At 71.6% G+C, this 17683-nt stretch carries 11 protein-coding genes; 5 read left to right on the forward strand and 6 right to left on the reverse strand.

What is annotated here, in order from left to right; genetic code table 11:
• On the reverse strand, positions 1–364 hold a 364-nt coding region (locus D7W79_RS06315; RefSeq protein ID WP_120524448.1), incomplete at its 3' end, for an ester cyclase.
• Positions 361–2775, reverse strand: coding sequence for an acyl-CoA dehydrogenase family protein (locus tag D7W79_RS06320; protein WP_120524428.1), 2415 nt, complete (start codon positions 2773–2775; stop codon positions 361–363). The genes D7W79_RS06315 and D7W79_RS06320, both read right to left, overlap by 4 nt.
• A 151-nt stretch (positions 2776–2926) precedes the next feature.
• Between D7W79_RS06320 and D7W79_RS06325 the strand changes: the two genes are divergently transcribed.
• Positions 2927–4195 carry a phospholipase D-like domain-containing protein gene (locus D7W79_RS06325; RefSeq protein ID WP_120524429.1) on the forward strand — a complete coding sequence of 423 codons (1269 nt, stop codon included), beginning with the start codon at positions 2927–2929 and terminating at the stop codon, positions 4193–4195.
• 3 nt (positions 4196–4198) lie between these two features.
• Here D7W79_RS06325 and D7W79_RS06330 read toward each other — a convergent pair whose 3' ends face one another.
• Entirely contained in the window at positions 4199–4954 is a 756-nt protein-coding gene (locus tag D7W79_RS06330; RefSeq protein WP_120524430.1) for an endonuclease III domain-containing protein, read from the reverse strand.
• A gap of 901 nt (positions 4955–5855) precedes the next feature.
• Between D7W79_RS06330 and D7W79_RS44830 the strand changes: the two genes are divergently transcribed.
• Positions 5856–6296, forward strand: coding sequence for a hypothetical protein (locus D7W79_RS44830; RefSeq protein WP_244221621.1), 441 nt, complete (start codon positions 5856–5858; stop codon positions 6294–6296).
• A gap of 3 nt (positions 6297–6299) precedes the next feature.
• On the opposite strand, the gene D7W79_RS06345 is transcribed toward D7W79_RS44830, so the two are convergent.
• Positions 6300–6800, reverse strand: coding sequence for a GNAT family N-acetyltransferase (locus tag D7W79_RS06345; RefSeq protein WP_120524431.1), 501 nt, complete (start codon positions 6798–6800; stop codon positions 6300–6302).
• Positions 6801–7740: 940 nt separating this feature from the next.
• Here D7W79_RS06345 and D7W79_RS06350 point away from each other — a divergent pair.
• From D7W79_RS06350 to D7W79_RS06360, 3 genes are all read left to right on the forward strand, one after another.
• On the forward strand, positions 7741–12726 hold the full coding sequence (locus tag D7W79_RS06350; protein WP_120524432.1) for a hypothetical protein: 4986 nt from the start codon (positions 7741–7743) through the stop codon (positions 12724–12726).
• Positions 12727–12759: 33 nt separating this feature from the next.
• Positions 12760–13683 (forward strand): CHAP domain-containing protein, encoded by a 924-nt coding sequence (locus tag D7W79_RS06355; protein ID WP_244221622.1) that lies wholly within the window; start codon positions 12760–12762, stop codon positions 13681–13683.
• A 77-nt stretch (positions 13684–13760) separates the two neighbouring features.
• Entirely contained in the window at positions 13761–14168 is a 408-nt protein-coding gene (locus tag D7W79_RS06360) for a hypothetical protein (RefSeq protein ID WP_244221623.1), read from the forward strand.
• Positions 14169–14181: 13 nt separating this feature from the next.
• Here D7W79_RS06360 and blaCOR read toward each other — a convergent pair whose 3' ends face one another.
• The gene (blaCOR, locus tag D7W79_RS06365) at positions 14182–14955 is read right to left on the reverse strand and encodes a COR family subclass B1 metallo-beta-lactamase (protein WP_244221624.1); all 774 of its coding nucleotides are present in this window, start codon (positions 14953–14955) and stop codon (positions 14182–14184) included.
• 138 nt (positions 14956–15093) lie between these two features.
• The gene (locus D7W79_RS06370; protein ID WP_167497671.1) at positions 15094–17529 is read right to left on the reverse strand and encodes a protein kinase domain-containing protein; all 2436 of its coding nucleotides are present in this window, start codon (positions 17527–17529) and stop codon (positions 15094–15096) included.
• Positions 17530–17683 lie beyond the last annotated feature (154 nt).

Below are 17683 nucleotides of genomic sequence, written 5' to 3' on the forward strand. Positions count from 1 at the left end.
GGCCCTGGGTGTCCGTGCCCGTCGCGCGCCAGCGCACCAGCACCCAGTCGTCCTCCGCCATCACGTGGAGCAGCTCGAACTTCAGGTCCGGGAAGAGGGTGAACCCCTGCTCCGCCTGGGTTCGCACCACCTCCGGGCCGCGCAGCTCCTGGGGCGCGCCCTCGGAGCGGTCCACGAAGTCGGCGGCGACGTACTCCGGGATGCGCTCCAGGCGCTTCTGGTTGTAGATCTCCTCTGTGAACAGGCGGGCGCGCTCCTTGTTGGACTCGCCCACCTGCCGGGCCCGCTCCGCCGGGGAGACCGTCGCGCAACCGGTCAGCCCCACGAGCCCCAACACCACCCACGACACAACACAGGTCCTCATGACGCGCGGGAATCTGCCGGGCCCGCACGGGCGCTGTCAGCCACCGTGTCGTCGAACCGTTCACCGCCGGGCGCCAGCCGCCCCAGGCCGATGGGCGCCGCCAGCAACGTGTCCGGAATCCCGAAGGCGTCCACCAGCCCCACGGCGTCCGGGCGCAGCTCCTCGCACAGCTTCACGCGCTCCTTGCGGATGGCCTGGGCCTTGGGGGCCGTCAGCCAGCTGTGCTCCAGGAACCAGCCGCTGGCGGACTCCAGGCAGGACAGGCCGAAGAGGTCCGCCATGCGCCCCAGCACCGGCTTGAGCGACTCGTCCTTCACCGCCGCCACGCCGCGCAGGAACTGCTCCAGCACGATGCGCTCCACGCTCGCGTGCGCCAGGGCCAGCAGGTGCGCCTGCACCTGGTTGAAGGCCTCGAAGGCCTCCACGCCTGCGGTGAGCCGCTTGCGGATCCGCTTGGACACCGACGCGAGCAGGGCCTCCTCACGGAAGCGCAGGGCGCGCAGCTGGAAGTCGCTGTCGCGCAGGTGGTCCGTGTCCGTGCGCCGGCCGGCGATGGGGTTGCGGTCCGTGATGACCGTGGCGGCCTGATCCACGATGAGGCGCAGCACGGCGAACACGCGGTCGTCCTCGAAGCGCTGGCGGTAGCCCGTGAGCAGGCCCTTGGCGACGAGCTGCATGAGCACGGTGTTGTCGCCCTCGAAGGTGGTGAACACGTCCGTGTCCGCCTTGAGCGAGGAGAACCGGTTCGCGGTGAGGTAGCCCTGGCCGCCGCACGCTTCGCGGCACTCTTGAATGGTGGCGGTGGCGTTCCACGACGCGTAGGCCTTGAGGCCCGCGGCCAGCGCCTCCACCTCGCGCGCGTCATCCTCCGTGCGGTGGACGTAGCGGTCCACCAGGTACTCCAGCGCGAAGTCCACCGCGTACGTCTTGGCCACGAGCGGCAGCAGCCGAAGCTGGTGCGACTGGTGGTCCAGCAGGCGCACCTCGGGCGCGCCCTGGGGGCCGAACTGGCGGCGCAGGTCGCCGTAGCGCACGGCGATGGTCAGCGCGCTCTTGGCCGCGCTCAGCGACGCGCATGCCACGCTCACGCGGCCCGCCACCAGCGCGCCCAGCATGGTGAAGAAGCGCTTGGAGTCGCCGGTGATGGAGGACGTGTACTCGCCGGCCTCCGTCACCTGGCCGTAGCGGTCGAGCAGGTTGTCGCGCGGCACGCGCACGTGGTCGAACCACAGCCGGCCGTTGTCCACGCCGTTGAGGCCCATCTTCTCGCCGCAGTCCTCGATGCGGATGCCCGGCAGCACCTGGCCCTTCGCGTCGCGCAGCGGGACGAGCAGCGCGTGCACGCCCAGCCGCTCCCCGTCCACCTCCAGCTGCGCGAACACGGTGGCGATGCGCGCGTGGCGGGCGGCGTTGCCGATCCACTCCTTGCGCGCGGTCTCCGACGGCGTGTGGATGACGAACTCGCCCGTGGCCGCGTCGTAGCGGGCCACCGTCTCGCAGTCGCGCACGTTGGAGCCGTGGCCCAGCTCGCTCATCGCGAAGCAGCCGGGCAGCTCCAGCGAGGCGACCTGGGGCAGGTACTTCAGGTGGTGCCGCCTGGTGCCCAGGAACAGGATGCTGGAGCCGAACAGGCCGAAGTGCACGCCCGCCTTGATGACGAGGCTCAGGTCGAAGAAGGCCATCGTCTCGAACGCGGCGATGAACGCACCCAGGTCCCCGCCGCCTTCACGGCCCTTGGGGAAGGCGAGCTGGCCCAGGCCGTCGTTGGCCAGGTGCTTGAGCCAGTCGAAGACCTGGTCGCGGTAGGCCGTGGTGGAGAGCCCTTCCTTGTAGCGGAAGTCCGCGTCCTCCAGCCAACCCCGCACCCGCTGGCGCACGTCCGAGTAGGTGCGCTCCAGCACGGCCGTCATCGCCGCGGGGTCGAACGAGGCCGCGTGCGAGCGGGGCTCCGCGCGTGGGACTCGCGACGCCCTGGGCACCAGGGAGCGCACCGCCTCCTTGCCGTCCACGCCCAGGGTGGCCTCGATGGAGGCCAGGGCCTTGCCCAGCTCCGCCGCGGGGATGTTCAGGGGCGCCTCCCCCGCGAGCGCCTGGGCCAGCTGCACGCCCAGCTCCGCCAGGTTCTGCTGATGGCTGTTGGCCAGCTTCTCCGCGGTGGCGCGGATGTGTTCGCGCACGACGGCCAGCTCGCGGGGCGGGGGCGGACGCAGCGGATCCACCCAGAGGGCCAGGACGGAGCTGGACCTGAGGTCCAGCCAGGGCTGGGAACGGGCGGCGGCGCCCAGGGCGCGGAGTTCGTCGCCTGTCAGCTCGCCGTCCGTCCAGGCGACGTAGAGCATGGGCACCAGCGGCGCGAGGCTGGGCAGGGACAGGAGCTCCCGGGCGGAGGGGCGGGATGGGGCGTCGAGCATGCAGTCTCTCCAGGCGAGGGAACGGAACCCGGGCAGTGTCGCCACGCTGGAAGGCTCCGGCAACGATGGAATGGGGAGCTGTTCACCGGGCGGTGCGGGGAGCGGGCGGTGACTCCCGGGGGCGAGCGGGCGTTCCTACGTTGCAGGGACCATGAGCGAGCTTACGGACGAGTTGCTGCCCCAGCCGGGGGCGCATGGGTTCGACGGCGGCGACGAGACGCGCAAGCACGAGATGCAGGGGCCGTTCGAGCTGCCCCCCGGGCCCGAGGGCTTCTCGTTCGCGCTCTACCAGGCCACGGGCGTGGCGCTGTCGCCGGGGCACCGGATGCACCTGCTGGAGAACAGCCAGGTCTTCGACCGGATGTTGGAGGACATCCGCGCGGCGAAGCACAGCGTGCACATGCTCATCTACATCTGGCGGCCGTGCGAGCTGTCGGACCGGTTCGTGGAGGCGCTGATTGAGCGCTCGCGCGCGGGCGTGCAGTGCCGCGTGGTGGTGGATCCGGTGGGCAGCGAGGAGACCACCGGGGACAAGGACTTCGACCAGCAGGTCGAGAAGCGGCTGACGGACGCGGGCGTGGAGGTGCACTACTACCGGCTGCTCGCGGGCAAGGTGCTGGGGCGGCTGTTGAGCCGGTCGCACCAGAAGATCGTCGTGGTGGACGGGCGCGTCGCGTACACGGGCGGCTTCGGCATCTGGAAGGTGTGGGAGGGGGACGGGCTGAAGCCGGACAACTGGCGCGACACGCACATCCGCGTGGAGGGGCCGGAGGTGCGGCGCATCCAGACGACGTTCTCCAAGCACTGGATTGAATCGGGCGGAGGATTCCTGCCGCGCGAGTGCTTCCCGGAGCTGAAGCCGGACGGCGGTGGGTGCGCGGCGTTCATCGACAGCGCCGGGCGGTTGGGCATCACCGAGGCGGAGCGGATGGTGCGCATCGTGGTGGCGGCGGCGACGAAGCGGCTGTGGATCGCCAACGCGTACTTCACGCCGCCCAACGACATCCTGGAGCAGCTGGAGGTGAAGGTCCGGCAGGGCGTGGACGTGCGGGTGATGGGCCCGGGGCCGAACCACGACGTGCCGGTGGTGCGCGCGTCGCAGCGGTCCACGTACGAGCGGCTGCTGGCGGCGGGGGTGCGCATCTGGGAGTACCAGCCGGCGATGCTGCACTCCAAGACGATGCTGGTGGACGACTGGTTGTGCGTCGTGGGCTCCACGAACCTGGATTCGCTGTCGCTCAACAAGTTGAGCGAAGGGTCGCTGGTGTTCGAGGACCGGGAGATCGCCGCGAAGCTGGAGCGGTGCTGGGAGAAGGACGTCCGGCATTCCAAGGAGATCTCCCTGGAGAACGGCGGCCGGACGAACCCGTGGCGGAGGTTCGCGCGGCGGGCCACGCAGTGGGCGGGGCACGACCGGTAGGCTTCAGCGGTGGGAGGTGACGCCCTCCTGCCGGCAGTACGGGAGGACGGGGCAGGTGGAGCACTTGGGCCGCGAGCCGGTGCACACGTGTTTGCCGAAGGGGACGAGGAGCCGGTTGAGCTCCACCCAGTAGGGGCGGGGGAGCACGGCTTCGAGCGCGGCGAGCGTGCGCTCCGGCGTGGAGGCCTTCACGTAGCCCCAGCGGTTGGTGACGCGGTGGACGTGGATGTCCACGCTGATGACCTCGTGGCCGCAGGCGATGCCGAGCGCCAGGTGCGCGCACTTGGGACCCACGCCCTTGAAGGACTGGAGCACGTCCGCGTCCGCGGGGAGCTGGCCGTTGAATTCGTCGCGCGTGCGCACGGCGATGGCGTGGACCTGGTGGGCCTTGCCTTCGTGGAACGTGACGGGGCGGATGAGGGAGTCGATCTCCGCTGGCGTGAGGCGCGCGATGGCTTCTGGCGTGCTCGCGCGGCCCAGGAGGCGGAGCGCGGCGGGGAGGCTGACCTCATCGAGCGTGCGGATGGAGAGGATGCACGCGATGAGCTGTTCGAAGAGGGATCCATGGCCCTTCGCGGCGAGCTCGAACATGGCCGCGTCGGCGAAGGAGCGGACCTCGTGGCGCACGCGGCGGAGGACCTCCTCGATGTCGAACGGGAGCTTGTCCGTGTCTGTGTTCGAAGGCGCGGCGTGCGCGGTGCGGGCGCTCTGTGCACGCGGCGCACGCCGTGGGGCTGTTGGTTGCTTCTTGGGTGCCATGCGGGCCTCCTGACCTGTGAAGTTGGGTCCGGAGGACGTGACTGGCCGGGCGCCCTTGCCGGGCCGGTGGGCGGGCGGTCAGGCTGGAGGGGTGATGCGGCAACGTTCCTCTTCAATCCTGTGGGGCCTCCTTGGGCTGGTACTCGCCTGCGCGAACCCCAGGCTCTACTTCCTGAGCAGCGAGTTGCCTCAACTGGAGAACAACCCGAGGCTCATTGTCGCGCCTGGGCCCTGGACGCATCCGGATGTCCCCGTGGTCTATGCGGACATGGGCGCTGTTCCCGATGACCTGGTGCTCTCCGCGCTCAAGACCCTGATGGCGCTTCCAGGGGCCACGGATGCATGTGACGCGAACACGGGCCAGCCGCGACCCGATGCAACCGAGTATTGCATCGCTGTGTACCGGACGCCGAAGGACTGGCGCGTCTCCTGGCCCGTTCGGAAGCTGATGGGGGAGCGAGGAGGCTGTCAGCCCCCGATGGGAGGTGTCGTGGACCAGGACTTTGGAAGCGACCTGCCCATCTTCGGCTTCGCGCACAACCATCCGTGTGGAACGGACATGAGCAGTGCGGACCTGCGGGTGTTCCCCGCGGTCAGGCTTGGCGAAGCGCGCTGGACGATGATCGAGTACGCCGTGTCTCCCGGGGGAAACCTGCTCGGGACTCTCGTGGGCGGCCCATTCCCGCGTGGGCCTGGTTGGCGACCGGGCACGCCGATGCGCCTCGCTTCCTGAAGTGGAACTTCCATGGAGAGGTCTTCCGCTGGAGCGAGCCGGAGCGAAGCTGGCGGCTCGAGGCCCGCTGCGAGCCCGCGCCTCCCAGCAATATCGGCTCGACCCTTTCTCCCCCGAAGTGCTACCCGCGATGATGCGGGCTCATTGTCTCCGCTGGCGAGGTGCCGCTTGCTGAAGCCTCATCACGTCCTGCTGCTGGTGTCGCTCGTGGCGGATGGCGGAAGCGCGCCCTCTCGACCCGATGCCGGGACATCTGCGAAGCCGGATGGTGGCGTTGTGGCCGGGGCTCCAGATGCAGCAGGCATCCCGTGGCCCACGGATTTGCGCCCGCTCGCGACGCTGGACGGCCCCGCTGTCCTGGCCGCCAATGCCGCGCTCCAGCGCGTCCTCGCCAGCTTTCCCAAGCAGGACGCGGGTGCCTGTGAGTCGTCTGCCCGCTCGCTGGACGTCGTGGTGGGACTGGAGGGAGGCATCTACTTCGTCCGGGTCGACCGACGGCTGGACCGGTGCGGATGGCCCATGGGCAGCCAGATGGAGTTCGACTGGTTTGAGCTGTACGCGGTGTCACCCGAGGGCAAGGTCCTCGGGCGACGCGCGTTCATGCCGTAGCGCTCAGGACGCCTGGGTGAGGTTCAGCGCGTACCAGCGGTCGCAGCCGAAGTGGCCGGTGCGGCCCATGGGGGCGCAGAGCGCTTCGAAGCCGACCTTGCGGTAGAGCTTCTGGGCCTGCTCCATGCCTCCCAGCGTTTCGAGGTAGCACTGCCGGAAGCCGGCGCTCCGCGCGAACTCCAGACAGTGTCTCAACAAGCGCTCGCCCATGCCGTGGCCCCGGGCCTTGGGAAGGAAGTACATCTTGCGCAGCTCGCAGACGTCCGGCGCGCCTCCGTCCAGCGGCGCGATGCCCGCGCCTCCCACCACCTGGCCCCCATGCTCCACGACGAAATACACGTGCCGGGGACGGCTGTACGCGGTGCTCATCGCGTCCACCTCCGGGTCGTGGATCGCGAACCCCGGGCCATCCGCTCCGAACTCCGGCATCACCGCGCGGATGACCGCGGCCATCGCCGCGTCGTCCCGGGCCTCGATGGGCCTCAAAGTCAGTTCCGTGCTCATGGCCTCCACGGTCCCATGACTTACGCCTGCCGGCCAGCGGCGCCGGGTGTGCACGTGTGCAGCGCCCTGCACAACCGCCACGCGCCCGACGCACCCCGGTGGGTATCAATCCCTTGCCCTTCCAGGGCATTCTGCGTGGCACGGTCGTTGTAGAGGGGGAAGCTCCATGTACTGTCCTGCCTGCCGACAAGAACGCCTGGGAAGCGCGTCCCGGTGCGTCGTCTGTGGCAATCGTCTCGCCGCTCGAGCCCGGTCCGCCATCGAGGCCGAGCTCGCGCACGTCCACTTCCTCCTGGACGAGGTGCGACGCTGGGACGCTCACGACGTTCCGCCCCTCGTCGGCCGCCGCCTCTCCGAGCGCTACGAGCGACAGGCCCGCATCCTCCTCTCCGTTCTCACGGAGACGCCCATCGACGCGCCGACGTCCGCGCCCGTCGAGGCTCGCAACGAGGCCGTGGCGCCTCCGACGATGGGGGAGGGCGCTGTCGCGCTGGGCCCCGTTGCGCTTCCGTCCGTTGACGCGGTGTCCGCCGAGGCGCCTGTCGCGCAGGTGGCTGCGAACGTTGTCGCAGATGCCTCCGCTGCTCACGCTGCTGTCATCGATGCCTCTGTCGCGAGCGACTCCGCCGCTCACGTCGCTGCTTCTGTCGCCGCGAACGCTGCTGTCTCTGACGCTGTTGCCGCTCCGGACGCCCACGCCTCTGTCGCTATCGACGCTGCTGCCGCTCCGAACGCTCACGCCTCTGTCGCCAGCGACGCTGTCTCCGCCGCTTCGAACGCCCACGCCCCCGACGCCGCCGCGACGGGGCCCTCCGCGGTCCGCTTCACCACGCTCGATCTCGCCGCGGCCCTGGGCATCGCGCCTCCGACTCCCGGGCTCCCCCGCGTCGCTCAGGCTTCGAACGCGACCCGTGCTTCCTCCGGGCCCCGCGCTCGGGCCGTGAACGAGCAGCGCACGGCCCGTCAGCTGCCCCCGAACCCGGGCGAAGCGTTCATGGAGCCTCCGGCTCCGAAGAGCCGCACGGCCCGCCTCGTCGAGGAGACGTCGACGTGGAGCCGCGTGTGGCGGCCGTTCCTCTACGAGAGCATCGCGTGGTTCATCGGCGCGTTCCTCATCCTCTCCGGCACGCTCTACTTCGTCTTCGAGTCCTGGGCCGGGATGACGTCCGTCACCCGCTCGCTCACCGTCTTCCTCATGACCGTGGGCTACTCCGTCGGCTTCTCCGTCTGGGGCGGCTACCTCTCCCGCCGCGAGTCCCTGCGCAAGCCGGGCCACATCCTCGGCCTCATCGGCTCCGCCGTGGCCCCGCTCGGCGGCGTCGCGCTGGGACCCATGGGCTTCGGTGAAACCCTCCAGCTCGACGGCGTGCACCCGGCGCTGCTCGTGCCGCTGCTCTTCGTCTGGGCCGGCGCCGCCGCCTGGCTCGCCCGCAAGCCCTCCGAGTCCTTCGACGCGCCCTCCCGCCCGTTCATCCAGCTGGGCCTCGTCGGCGCCACGCTCATCATGGGGCTGGCCCCCCTGGCCGCGCGCATGGGCGCCCCGGCGGTGTGGCTCAACGCCCTGCCGTGCGCCCTCTTCTTCCTCCTGTCGAGCAAGGCCACCACCACCCCGCGTAAGGGCGATGCGCTCGCGTTCGCGCTCAGCGCGCCCCTGTACCTCACCGCGCTGTTCGCCATCCGGTTGCACCTGGCCCTGGCCTCCGCGGGCACTCCCGTTCCTCCAGGCACCTACGCGCCCTTCGTCGCGTTCCTGCTCGCCACCTGCCTGCGCTTCCGCACGCTCGAGGAGAGCCGCGCCGCGGATCCGCTCGCGGTCGGCACCGTCGCGCTCCAGGTCGCCTGCCTCGCGGGCGCCATCACCGGCACGAACCCCGCCCTCTTCCTCACCGCCGCCATCTTCACCGGCACGCTCGTGTCGCTGTCGCGCGGCCCGGTGAACCGGCTGCCGTGGCTCTACCCGGCCTATGTCGGCGCCTACTTCACCTATGCGTCCAGCGTGCAGCTGGTCCCGCACGCCATCACCGTCCTCCTCAACGCCATCAAGGCGCGCCTGGGCTACCCGCCCGCGGAGGTGCTGCCCTTCCAGTACGGCGCGCTGACGGCCATCCCGTTCGTGCTCGCGGGCCTCGTGCTCGCCTACCGCGCCCAGAAGCGCGGCGAGCGCACCGGTGACGCGCGCTCCCTGGGGCTCGCGGACGTGCTGCTGCGCGCCACCACGTGGGCCGCGCCCGCGTTCGCGATCTACGGACACCTGGGCACCGACTCGCGCCCCGCCTTCTTCGCCGCGCTCGCGCTGGCCGTGATGTCCCTGGGCGCGGGCCTGCTGTTCAAGCGCTTCCCGCTGACCGCCGTGGGCTCGGTGCTCCTCGCCGTACTGCCCTTCGACGCCATCCGCATCTTCGGCGCGGGACCCGCGGCCGTCGTGGCCGGCGTGCTGGCCCTGGGCCTCGCGGGCCTCGCTTGGCGCCTCGACGACGAGCGCACGCGGCGCTTCATCTCCGCCGTGGTCGGCGTCGTCGCGACGTGCGGGTTCGCCATCGCGCTCGGCACCCAGCCCATCACCGCGCCCGTCGTGGGCATGACGCTGGGTTGCGCGGGCGTGCTGGTGGCCGCGTTCCGGCTGCGCGACGAGCGCTACCTGGCCTACGGAGCGTTCCTCGCGGGCGCCATCCTGCCGAAGCTCGCCTCGGCCCACTCCACGCAGGCGCTGCTCGCGACGATGGTGGGCGGCTCCCTGGTGCTCGCGCTCCTGGGCGAGCGCGGCGGCCTGCTCAAGCGGTTCGGCGTGCCGGCCCTCCTGTACGCGGGGCTCGCCGTGATGTGGGGCCTGGTCGACCAGTCCTTCATGGGCCCCGTGCTCCTCACCGCCGCCGCGACGGTGGCGGTGACCTCCCGCAGCTTTCCCGGCGTGCGGCCGTTCGCGGTCGTGCTCGTGGGCTTCGCGCTCCTGCCGGACGTGCCGCATGTCTACACGGCGTGGGGCCTGTCGCCGGGGCTGTCGCTGGCGCTGCTCGTCATCGGATCGCTCCTGGCCTCCCTCGTCGCCGCGCGCAAGGGCAAGAGCGCGAGCACCACCACCGCGGGCATCCTCGCGCTCATCCTGCCGCTGGTGCCGGTGGCCCTGGCCCGCTCCAGCGACCAGTCCGTGTTCCTGCTGGGCGCGGCGCTGGCGGCGCTCTTCACCGCCCGCACGCTGCCCGTGACGGTGGGCCTGCTGCTGGCCACCATCGAGGCCACCGTCGCGCTGCACACGGCCGGTCCGCTGGCCCTGGTGGGGCTCGCCGCGGTCCTCAGCGTCCTGGCCCTCCTGGACGAAGTGCCCGCCGTGCGCCGCATCGCCACGGGCGGCGAGTCCTTCCGCATCGTCGCCACGCTGGGCGCGATGGCGGTGCTGGCGGATGCTTCATTCGCGTGGCACGGGCACGCGCTGTCGCAGGTGCGCGGCGCCATGCCGCTCGCGCTCATCGGACCGGCGCTGCTGCCGCTGCTGTGGACGCGCTCGCTGCGCCAGCCCTTCGTCGCGGCGCTGATGGTGCCCTACGGCGTGCTGACCCTGACGGCCTGGCACCCGCCGTTCATGTGGACCGCGCTGCTGCCGCTCTTCCCGCTGCTCGTGGTGCGCGTCGTGGAGCACGTGCCCGCCGTGGCCTCGCTGCTCCTGCGCTCGCGGGAGGAAGGCCCGCGCCACGAGCTGTCGAAGTGGATGCAGGTGGCGCTCGCGTGCCTGGGCGCGGGAATACTGCTGAACCCGGAGGCGGAGCTGGGCCAGCGCACGGCCCTGTTCTGCGCCATCGCGCTGGTGCCCATGACGGGCCCGCTGCCGTCCGTCCGCATCATCGCCTCGTCCCTGCTCCTGCTGTTCATTCCGGAGGCGCGGCCGTGGGCCACCGGCCTGCTGCTGGTCCTGGCGCTGGCGGAGCACCACGCGCCCCAGACCCTGGCCGCCTTCTTCCGCGGCCCGCGCGACGCGGCGCTGCGCGCTTCCGCCACCGGCTCGGCCCTGGCGATCGCGGTGATCTCCACGCTGGTGTTGCCGTCTCCTGGCGCGCTCGGGGTGCTGGGCGCGGTGGTGCTCCTGTCCGCGTTCCTGCTGTCGCAGCGCTGGCTGCTCACGGCGGCGGTGGCGGTGTTCGCGCTGGCGCCGCTGGGGCAGACAGGGACGCTCTCGGTGGGTGAGTGGCGTTCAGACGGCGCCGTGCTCGTCGCGCTCGTGGGCCTGGCCTCCGCGCTGCTGTCCGCGCTGTGCCAGTCCGGCGCCGTGCAGCGCACGCTGACCAACGTCACCGCGCGCCTGACGCCCGGCATCGAGGGCACCTGGAGCGAGCCGCTGTGGGCCGGTGGCGCCGGCACCGTGGCGCTGCTCGTGGGCCTGCGGCTGATGGATGCGGGCCCGGGCGAGCTGCCCCTGTCCGTGGCGCTGGTCGCGGGCGTTGCGTCGCTCACGCTGATGGTGACGCGCGAGCGCCTGATGATGAACGCCGCCACGGCCCTGCTGGGGCTGGTGCTGGTCGCCGCCGTGCCGCCCCTGTGGGCGCCCGCGGTGGTGGCGGGCACGGGCCTGGTGCTCGCGGGCGTGGGCTTCGCGTTGGACCGGCGCGGCGTGGCGGTGGGCGCGGCCCTGCATCACGGCGGCGCGGTGCTGGCGCTGCTGTCGCTGGCGGGCCTGCGCTCGCTGAAGCACCCGGGCATGCCGCTGTGCGTGCTCTTCGCGTGGGCCACGGCGTGGGTGGTGGTGATGCGCCGCCGGGACCGCGAGTGGGTGGGGTGGCTGGCGTCCCTCTTCGCCGTGCACGCCTTCATCCTGAATTACGGCGCGACGCACTCCACCGGCCGGGGCGCGGAGTTCATCCTCCCGTACTTCGGCGCGGCGACGGCGCTGCTGGCCACGCTGGTGCTGTCCGTGGCGGGCCAGGCGGTGCGCGGACGCATGGGGCGGGCGTTCTCCGTCATCGCGCTCATCGAAGTGCTGGTCGCGGTGCTGGCGGTGCGCCTGCCGGGCGGCGCGGCGCGCGAGGCGTGGGTGGCGTGCGGCGGGCTCGTGTTCCTGCTGTTCGCGCTGGTGCGCCAGGCGGCGCGCGAGGAGGACGAAGCCGCCGCGTGGCTCGCGCAGGCGGTGGTGGCGACGGGCTACTTCTGCGTGCGCTTCATCGGGCTGGACGCGAGCCCCGACGCCGCGGACAGCCTGGTGTCCATCCTGGGAGGCGCGGCCTTCACCGGCCTGTACCTCTTCGTGCGGCGCGAGGGCGCGGGCCTCAAGGCCTTCCGCCGTCCCGCCGTGGCGGGCGCGTGGCTCTTCCCGCTGGCGGGCCTGCTGACGGTGCCGTGGAGCCAGCCGTTCGTGGCGGTGGCGCTGCTGGTGGGCTACGCGGCGCACTTCGCGGCGCTGTCGGCGTGCACGAACCAGAAGGGCGCCGCGTCGCTGATGTCCGTCGCGGCCTTCAACACGGCGCTGTACTTCGTCTGGCTGGGCACCGGCTCCGGCGAGCCGCAGTACTACGTCATCCCCGCGGGCCTCTCCCTGCTGCTGCTCCTGCGCGTCTTCCGCCAGGGGCTGTCGCCGGACGCCTACGCGCAGCTGCGCGCCCTGGCGGTGACGGGCATCTACGTGGCGGGCGCGTGGAAGCCGCTGCTCTTCAACGACGGCGAGGCGATGCTCCTGTGCGTCTTCCTCTGCCTCGTGGGCGTGGGCGCGGGCATCGCGCTGCGGATCCGCTCCTACGTGTACCTGGGCTCCGCGTTCCTGGTGACGGCGGTGGCCGCCAACCTGGTGCGCTTCGGCATGCGCGACCACCGCGTGGGCGCCGCGTTCCTGTCGCTGCTGGGCCTGATGGTGGTGGGATTCATGGTGGTGCTCAGCGCCCACCGCGCCGCCCTGCTCCAGAAGTACGCGCGGGTGCGAGACCTGCTCGCGACCTGGGAGGGATGATCGCTGTTTGACGTAAAACGATTCCGGGGTTGAATGCGTCCGCGTTCACCCCCGGAGGACTTGTTGCTGCTGCGCCGTTCGTCGCTCGTCACCCTGATGTCGCTGGGCTGCCTGGTGGGTTGTGCGCACGTCCCGGACGCCGCGCCTCACATGGCGGTGGAACTCCCGGGCCCGGCCGCCACGCGGTCGTCCGTTGAACCGCCAAGGGTCGCGGCGGTGGGCGCGGAGGGCGCACTCGGCGTGAAGGCTGAAGCCCCTCCGCCGCTGGCCTTCGTGACGCCCGAGGGCAGCGAGGGGCTGGCGGCGCTGCTGGAGGCGGACGCGCACCCGGTGCCGGAGGAGGCGGGCGTCATCGCGGCGGCGCTGGAGGCCGCGGCGCTCTTCACCGGGCCCACGCAGGGGCCGGGCGGCTTCTGGGACGAATTGCTGCCGCCGCCGTCGAAGCAGGCGCGCGGCATCGTGGCGCGCGCGGCGCAGCTGGTGGGCGCGCGGCGGTTGGACCGCTCGGTGCCCAATGACTGTTCAGGGCTGGTGCGGCTGGCGTACTTGCAGGCCGGCATCGACCTGGTGGCGCACGGCTTCCTCGCGGGCGAGAACGCGGTGACGGGCATCTTCCGTCGCGCGCAGGCGGCGGGCGCGGTGCACCGGCTGAACCCGCGTCCGGGCGACCTGGCGTTCTTCAAGGAGACGTACGACCGCAACCGCGACGGCAAGCGCAACGACGGCATGACGCACATCGCGGTCGTGGAGGCCGTGGCGCCGGACGGCACCGTGACGTTCATCCACCGGGGCGGCAAGGGCGTGGCGCGCAGCCACATGAACCTGGCGTTCCCCACGGTGCACAAGCTGAACTCCGGTGCGCTGCTCAACGATTTCATCCGACCGGCGAGCAAGGGGATGCGCGCGTACCTCGCGGGCGAGCTGTTCGTCGCGTTCGCTTCACCTGGAGGTTTGTAGTCTCACGGCAGTCCCGGGGACTTGCTCGCACCGCGAGCGCGTTTGAATCCAGGCGCGGGTGTGGCGTCATCCCGCGCATGAGATTGCCCCTGCTCCTGGGAAGCCTGTTGTTGTCGTCCGGCTGCATCGTGGCGGAGACGCGTCCCTCGCATCCTTCGCGTCCGCCTCCGAGGCCGCCGCCATCACGTCCGGTGGCGATGGGCTACGACGAGGCCGTGCGCCGCGGGTTCGACCAGTGCCGCGCTCGCGGCTACCACTGCGATTTGCAGGAGGCGCACCTCACCGGCAACGACGTGTGGAAGGTGAAGTTCCGCGTGGATGGCCGGGGCGAGAAGGGCCACCTGCACCTGGACTACGACGCGTACTCGCGCAACCTCATCAAGGTGAACGACAAGGTGAAGGACAAGGGCCGCGACTGGGACGACGACGACTGGGACGGCCCGGGGCGTGGCAAGAAGAAGGGCCACGCGCACCGGGACGACTGAGCCGCCGCGCTTCTCAGTGTGAGGCCTTCTTCAGGAGGGCCTCGGTGTGGTCCAGCAGCTCCGTCCCGCCGGGCTGCTCGTGGCCGGGCACGATGATGCGGGCGTTGGGGAAGTGCTCGCGCTCGCGCTTCAGGCTTCCGGGCCAGGCGGTGACGTCCGCGTCGTCCATGTTGCCCAGGGTCTTCGCCGTGGCGTCCTTGATGAAGCAGCCGCCGTAGAGGATGCCCGAGGCTGGGTGCATGACGACGAGGTTGTCGGGCGTGTGGCCGGCGCCGGGGAAGAACACGGACAGCGGGCCGAAGTCCTGCGCATCCGTCAGGAGCTGCTGGGGCACGGGGTTGCCCTGCGCCTTGGCGCGGCGGGCCGTGTCCTCGCGAGCGTGGACGGGGATGCCCTGGGCGTCGAGCGTGGGGATGCCGCCCGTCCGGTCGATGTGGAAGTGCGTCACCAGCGCGGCGCGCACCGGATGGTGGAGCGTGTCCTTCGCCCAGGCGAGCAGCACCTTGGAGTGCTCCGGCGTCCAGCCGGTGTCGACGAGGATGGACGCGTCACCGTCCTCCACGAGGAGTCCGTTCGCGGGCGTGCCGCCCCAGTCCTTGCCCGCCTTCGTGATGTGCAGCCACACGCCCGGGGCGATGCGACGCACGCTCACGTCCTTCGAGAGCACGGTCTCCTCCTGCTTCGCGGAGGCCGCCTTGGCGGGCTTGGGTGTCTTGGGCGGCGCCGCGGAGGAGGTGGCGGCACAGGCGAGGAAGGCGAGCAGGGTGACGCGGCGCAGTGGCTTCATGGGGCTCCAGTCGGGGGAACGCATGGGGACGCCCGCCGCGAGTGCAAGATGGGTGCACAGCGGATCCGCCGCGCTCCAGCCCGGGGGCGATGCGAACGCGCGGCCTCCGTGACGCACCCGCGTGGCCGGGGAGCCACGCTACGGCGCGGTCTTCTTCTTCAGCTCTTCGAGGGCGCGGGTGAGCACCTGCGCGTTGCAGGCCTTGCCGCCGCCGGACGGCTTCTCGCTGGAGGCCGACTCCACCGCGCGCGTGAGGGCGGGCAGGGCGGCGGGGTCGCCCAGGCTCACCAGCCGTTGGGCTGCCTTCGCGCGCACGGAGCAGTCGCTGGACTCCAGCGACGCGGAAAAGAGCTTCACCCGGTCCAGGTCCGCGTGGTCCTTGCTGTCCAGGTAGCGCAGCGCGCCCCACTGCTTCACCGAGAGTTCGCCCCGGGCCAGGGACTCCAGGTGCGAACGGACCGTGGGGGCCGGCAGGGCGTCCAGGGCCGTGCTCGCGGAGGCGTCGTTGTTTCCCAGGTCCTCGGCCAGCCCGTCCAGGAGGGCCATTTCAGGCTCCAGCGAGTCTTCCTTGCCCAGGCTCTGGATGAGGGCGTGCTCCTCGTTGTGCCTGTTTTGCGCGTGCTTCACCTCCGCGCGCAGCAGCGTCGTCTCCGCGCCCCTGGGCATGTCTGGCGCATCCAACCGCTGGAGCGCTTCCCTGGGCTTGCCGTCCTTCAGCAGCCCACGCGCCTGCACCCGCGGATCATTGGCGTGCACCGTCCACGCGACCCCCGCCACCAGCAGCACCAGCGCTCCCGCGACACCGGCCCGCACGCGCGGATGATGACGCAGGTACATCGCGCCCTCGCGCGCCTTCGTGCGCAGGCCGTCCAGCGGCGACTGCTTCGTCCCGGGCTCCCGGATGCCCAGCGCCGCGCCGAACGGTGAGCCCTCCTCCGAGCGCGTCACGCGGTACAGCTGCACCTTCTCATCGCGGCCGGGCAGGGGAATGGTGCCGCAGGGCTCGGCGCGGGCCTCGGCGCGGTTGCGCACCATGTTCACGGCCTCGGTGAAGGTCACCTCGTCCGCGGCGGCCACGTGCTCCACCGCCTTCACCACCTCCATCGGCTCGCCGAGCACCGCGTCGTTCGTCACCAGCACCTCGCCGACGTGCAGGCACACGCGGATGTGGAGCTGGTGCTCGACTGGCACCGTCTGGTTGTAGCGCCACAGCGCCTGCTGCATCGCCATGCCGCAGCGGATGGAGGAGGAGGGGGCCCGGAAGACCGCCAGCAGCGCGTCGCCGCGCTTCTGCACCAGCTTCCCGTCATGCTCGCGCACCAGCGGCATCAGCAGCCGGTCGTGCGTGTCCAGCATCCGCGCGTTCTCCTCGTGCGTCTGCCGGCTCATGCGGTCGGTGAAGCCCTGGATGTCGGTGAGCATCACCGTCACGTTCTGCGCCTTCGTCACCGCCGCGCCGCCCGTCACCGCGGGCATCCCGCCGCCCGTCAGCCGGGCCGCCGTGCCGAACGCCGCTGTGCCCGTGCGCTGCTGCGCCTGCACCGGAGGCGCCGTCACGGAAGGGGCTGCCGGTGCCACGCCGAACGCCGCCGTGCCGGAGCCCGGACCGACGGGCGCGGGATTCACGCCGAACGCCGCCGTGCCCGAACCGGAGCCGACCGGCGCCGTCCCCGCGGCGGGCGTCGCGTGGACGATGGGCGTGCCCTGGCTGGGGGTGAACGCCATCAGCGCCGCGTGCGCCAGGCCCAGCGCGTCCGCCAGCTCCTTCGCCGTCTGCGGCCGCTTCGCCGGGTCCTTGTCCAGCAGCCGCATCACCAGCGACAGCAGCCCCACGTAGCGCGACAGATGCGGGGCCGCGCGGTCCAGGGGCAGCGGCGCGTGCGAGGCGTGCTGCGACAGGAAGTGGCGCGGCGAGGGCCCGTCGAACGGCAGCCGCCCGGACAGCACGCGGTAGGCCAGCACGCCGAAGGAGTACAGGTCGCTGCGCGTGTCCACCTTCGCGCCCACGGCCTGCTCCGGGGACAGGTACTCCGGCGTGCCCAGCACCACGCCCACCTGGCTGAGCGCGCTGTTCGCGTCCGGCTCCACCAGCCGCGCGATGCCGAAGTCCAACAGCCGCGCCTGCTCGCCGCGCACGGACGGGGAGATGAGGACGTTCTCCGGCTTCAGGTCGCGGTGGATGATGCCCTTGTCGTGGATGGCCGCCAGGCCCTCCGCCAGCTGCTGGAGCAGCGCCAAGGCCCGGGGGGCGAGGAGCGGACCGCCCTGGAGCGCGTCGTAGAGGCTCTGCCCCTCCACGAACTCCATGACGAGGCACGCGGCGTCGCCGGACTCGCCAAAGTCCACGATGCGCACCACCGCCGGGTGCTCCACGGCGGACAGGAGGCGGGCTTCGCGCTTGAAGCGCTCGGCCATGCCGGCCTGGGCGTGCAGGTCGTGGTGGAGGACCTTGATGGCGACCTTGCGGCCCAGGGAGACCTGTTCGCCCAGGTACACCTCACCCATGCCCCCGGAGCCCAGGGGCCCGAGGACCCGGAAACGACCGTCGAGAACCAGTGCGTCGGGGGCCAGCACGGCGCGGCATCTTGCACGGCTTCCGCCTTGGGCGCATGACGTTCCTCCAGGGCGGATTCACCTGGGTACATCGTGCCCCGCCGCCTGCCTCCCAGGCGGGGGATTGCCTAAAAATTCCAGGGCTTAGGGGGCATGGTAGCCTCCCCAGCCTCCG

The sequence above is a fragment of the Corallococcus exercitus genome (assembly GCF_003611585.1).
GTDB classification, from domain to species: Bacteria; Myxococcota; Myxococcia; order Myxococcales; family Myxococcaceae; genus Corallococcus; species Corallococcus exercitus.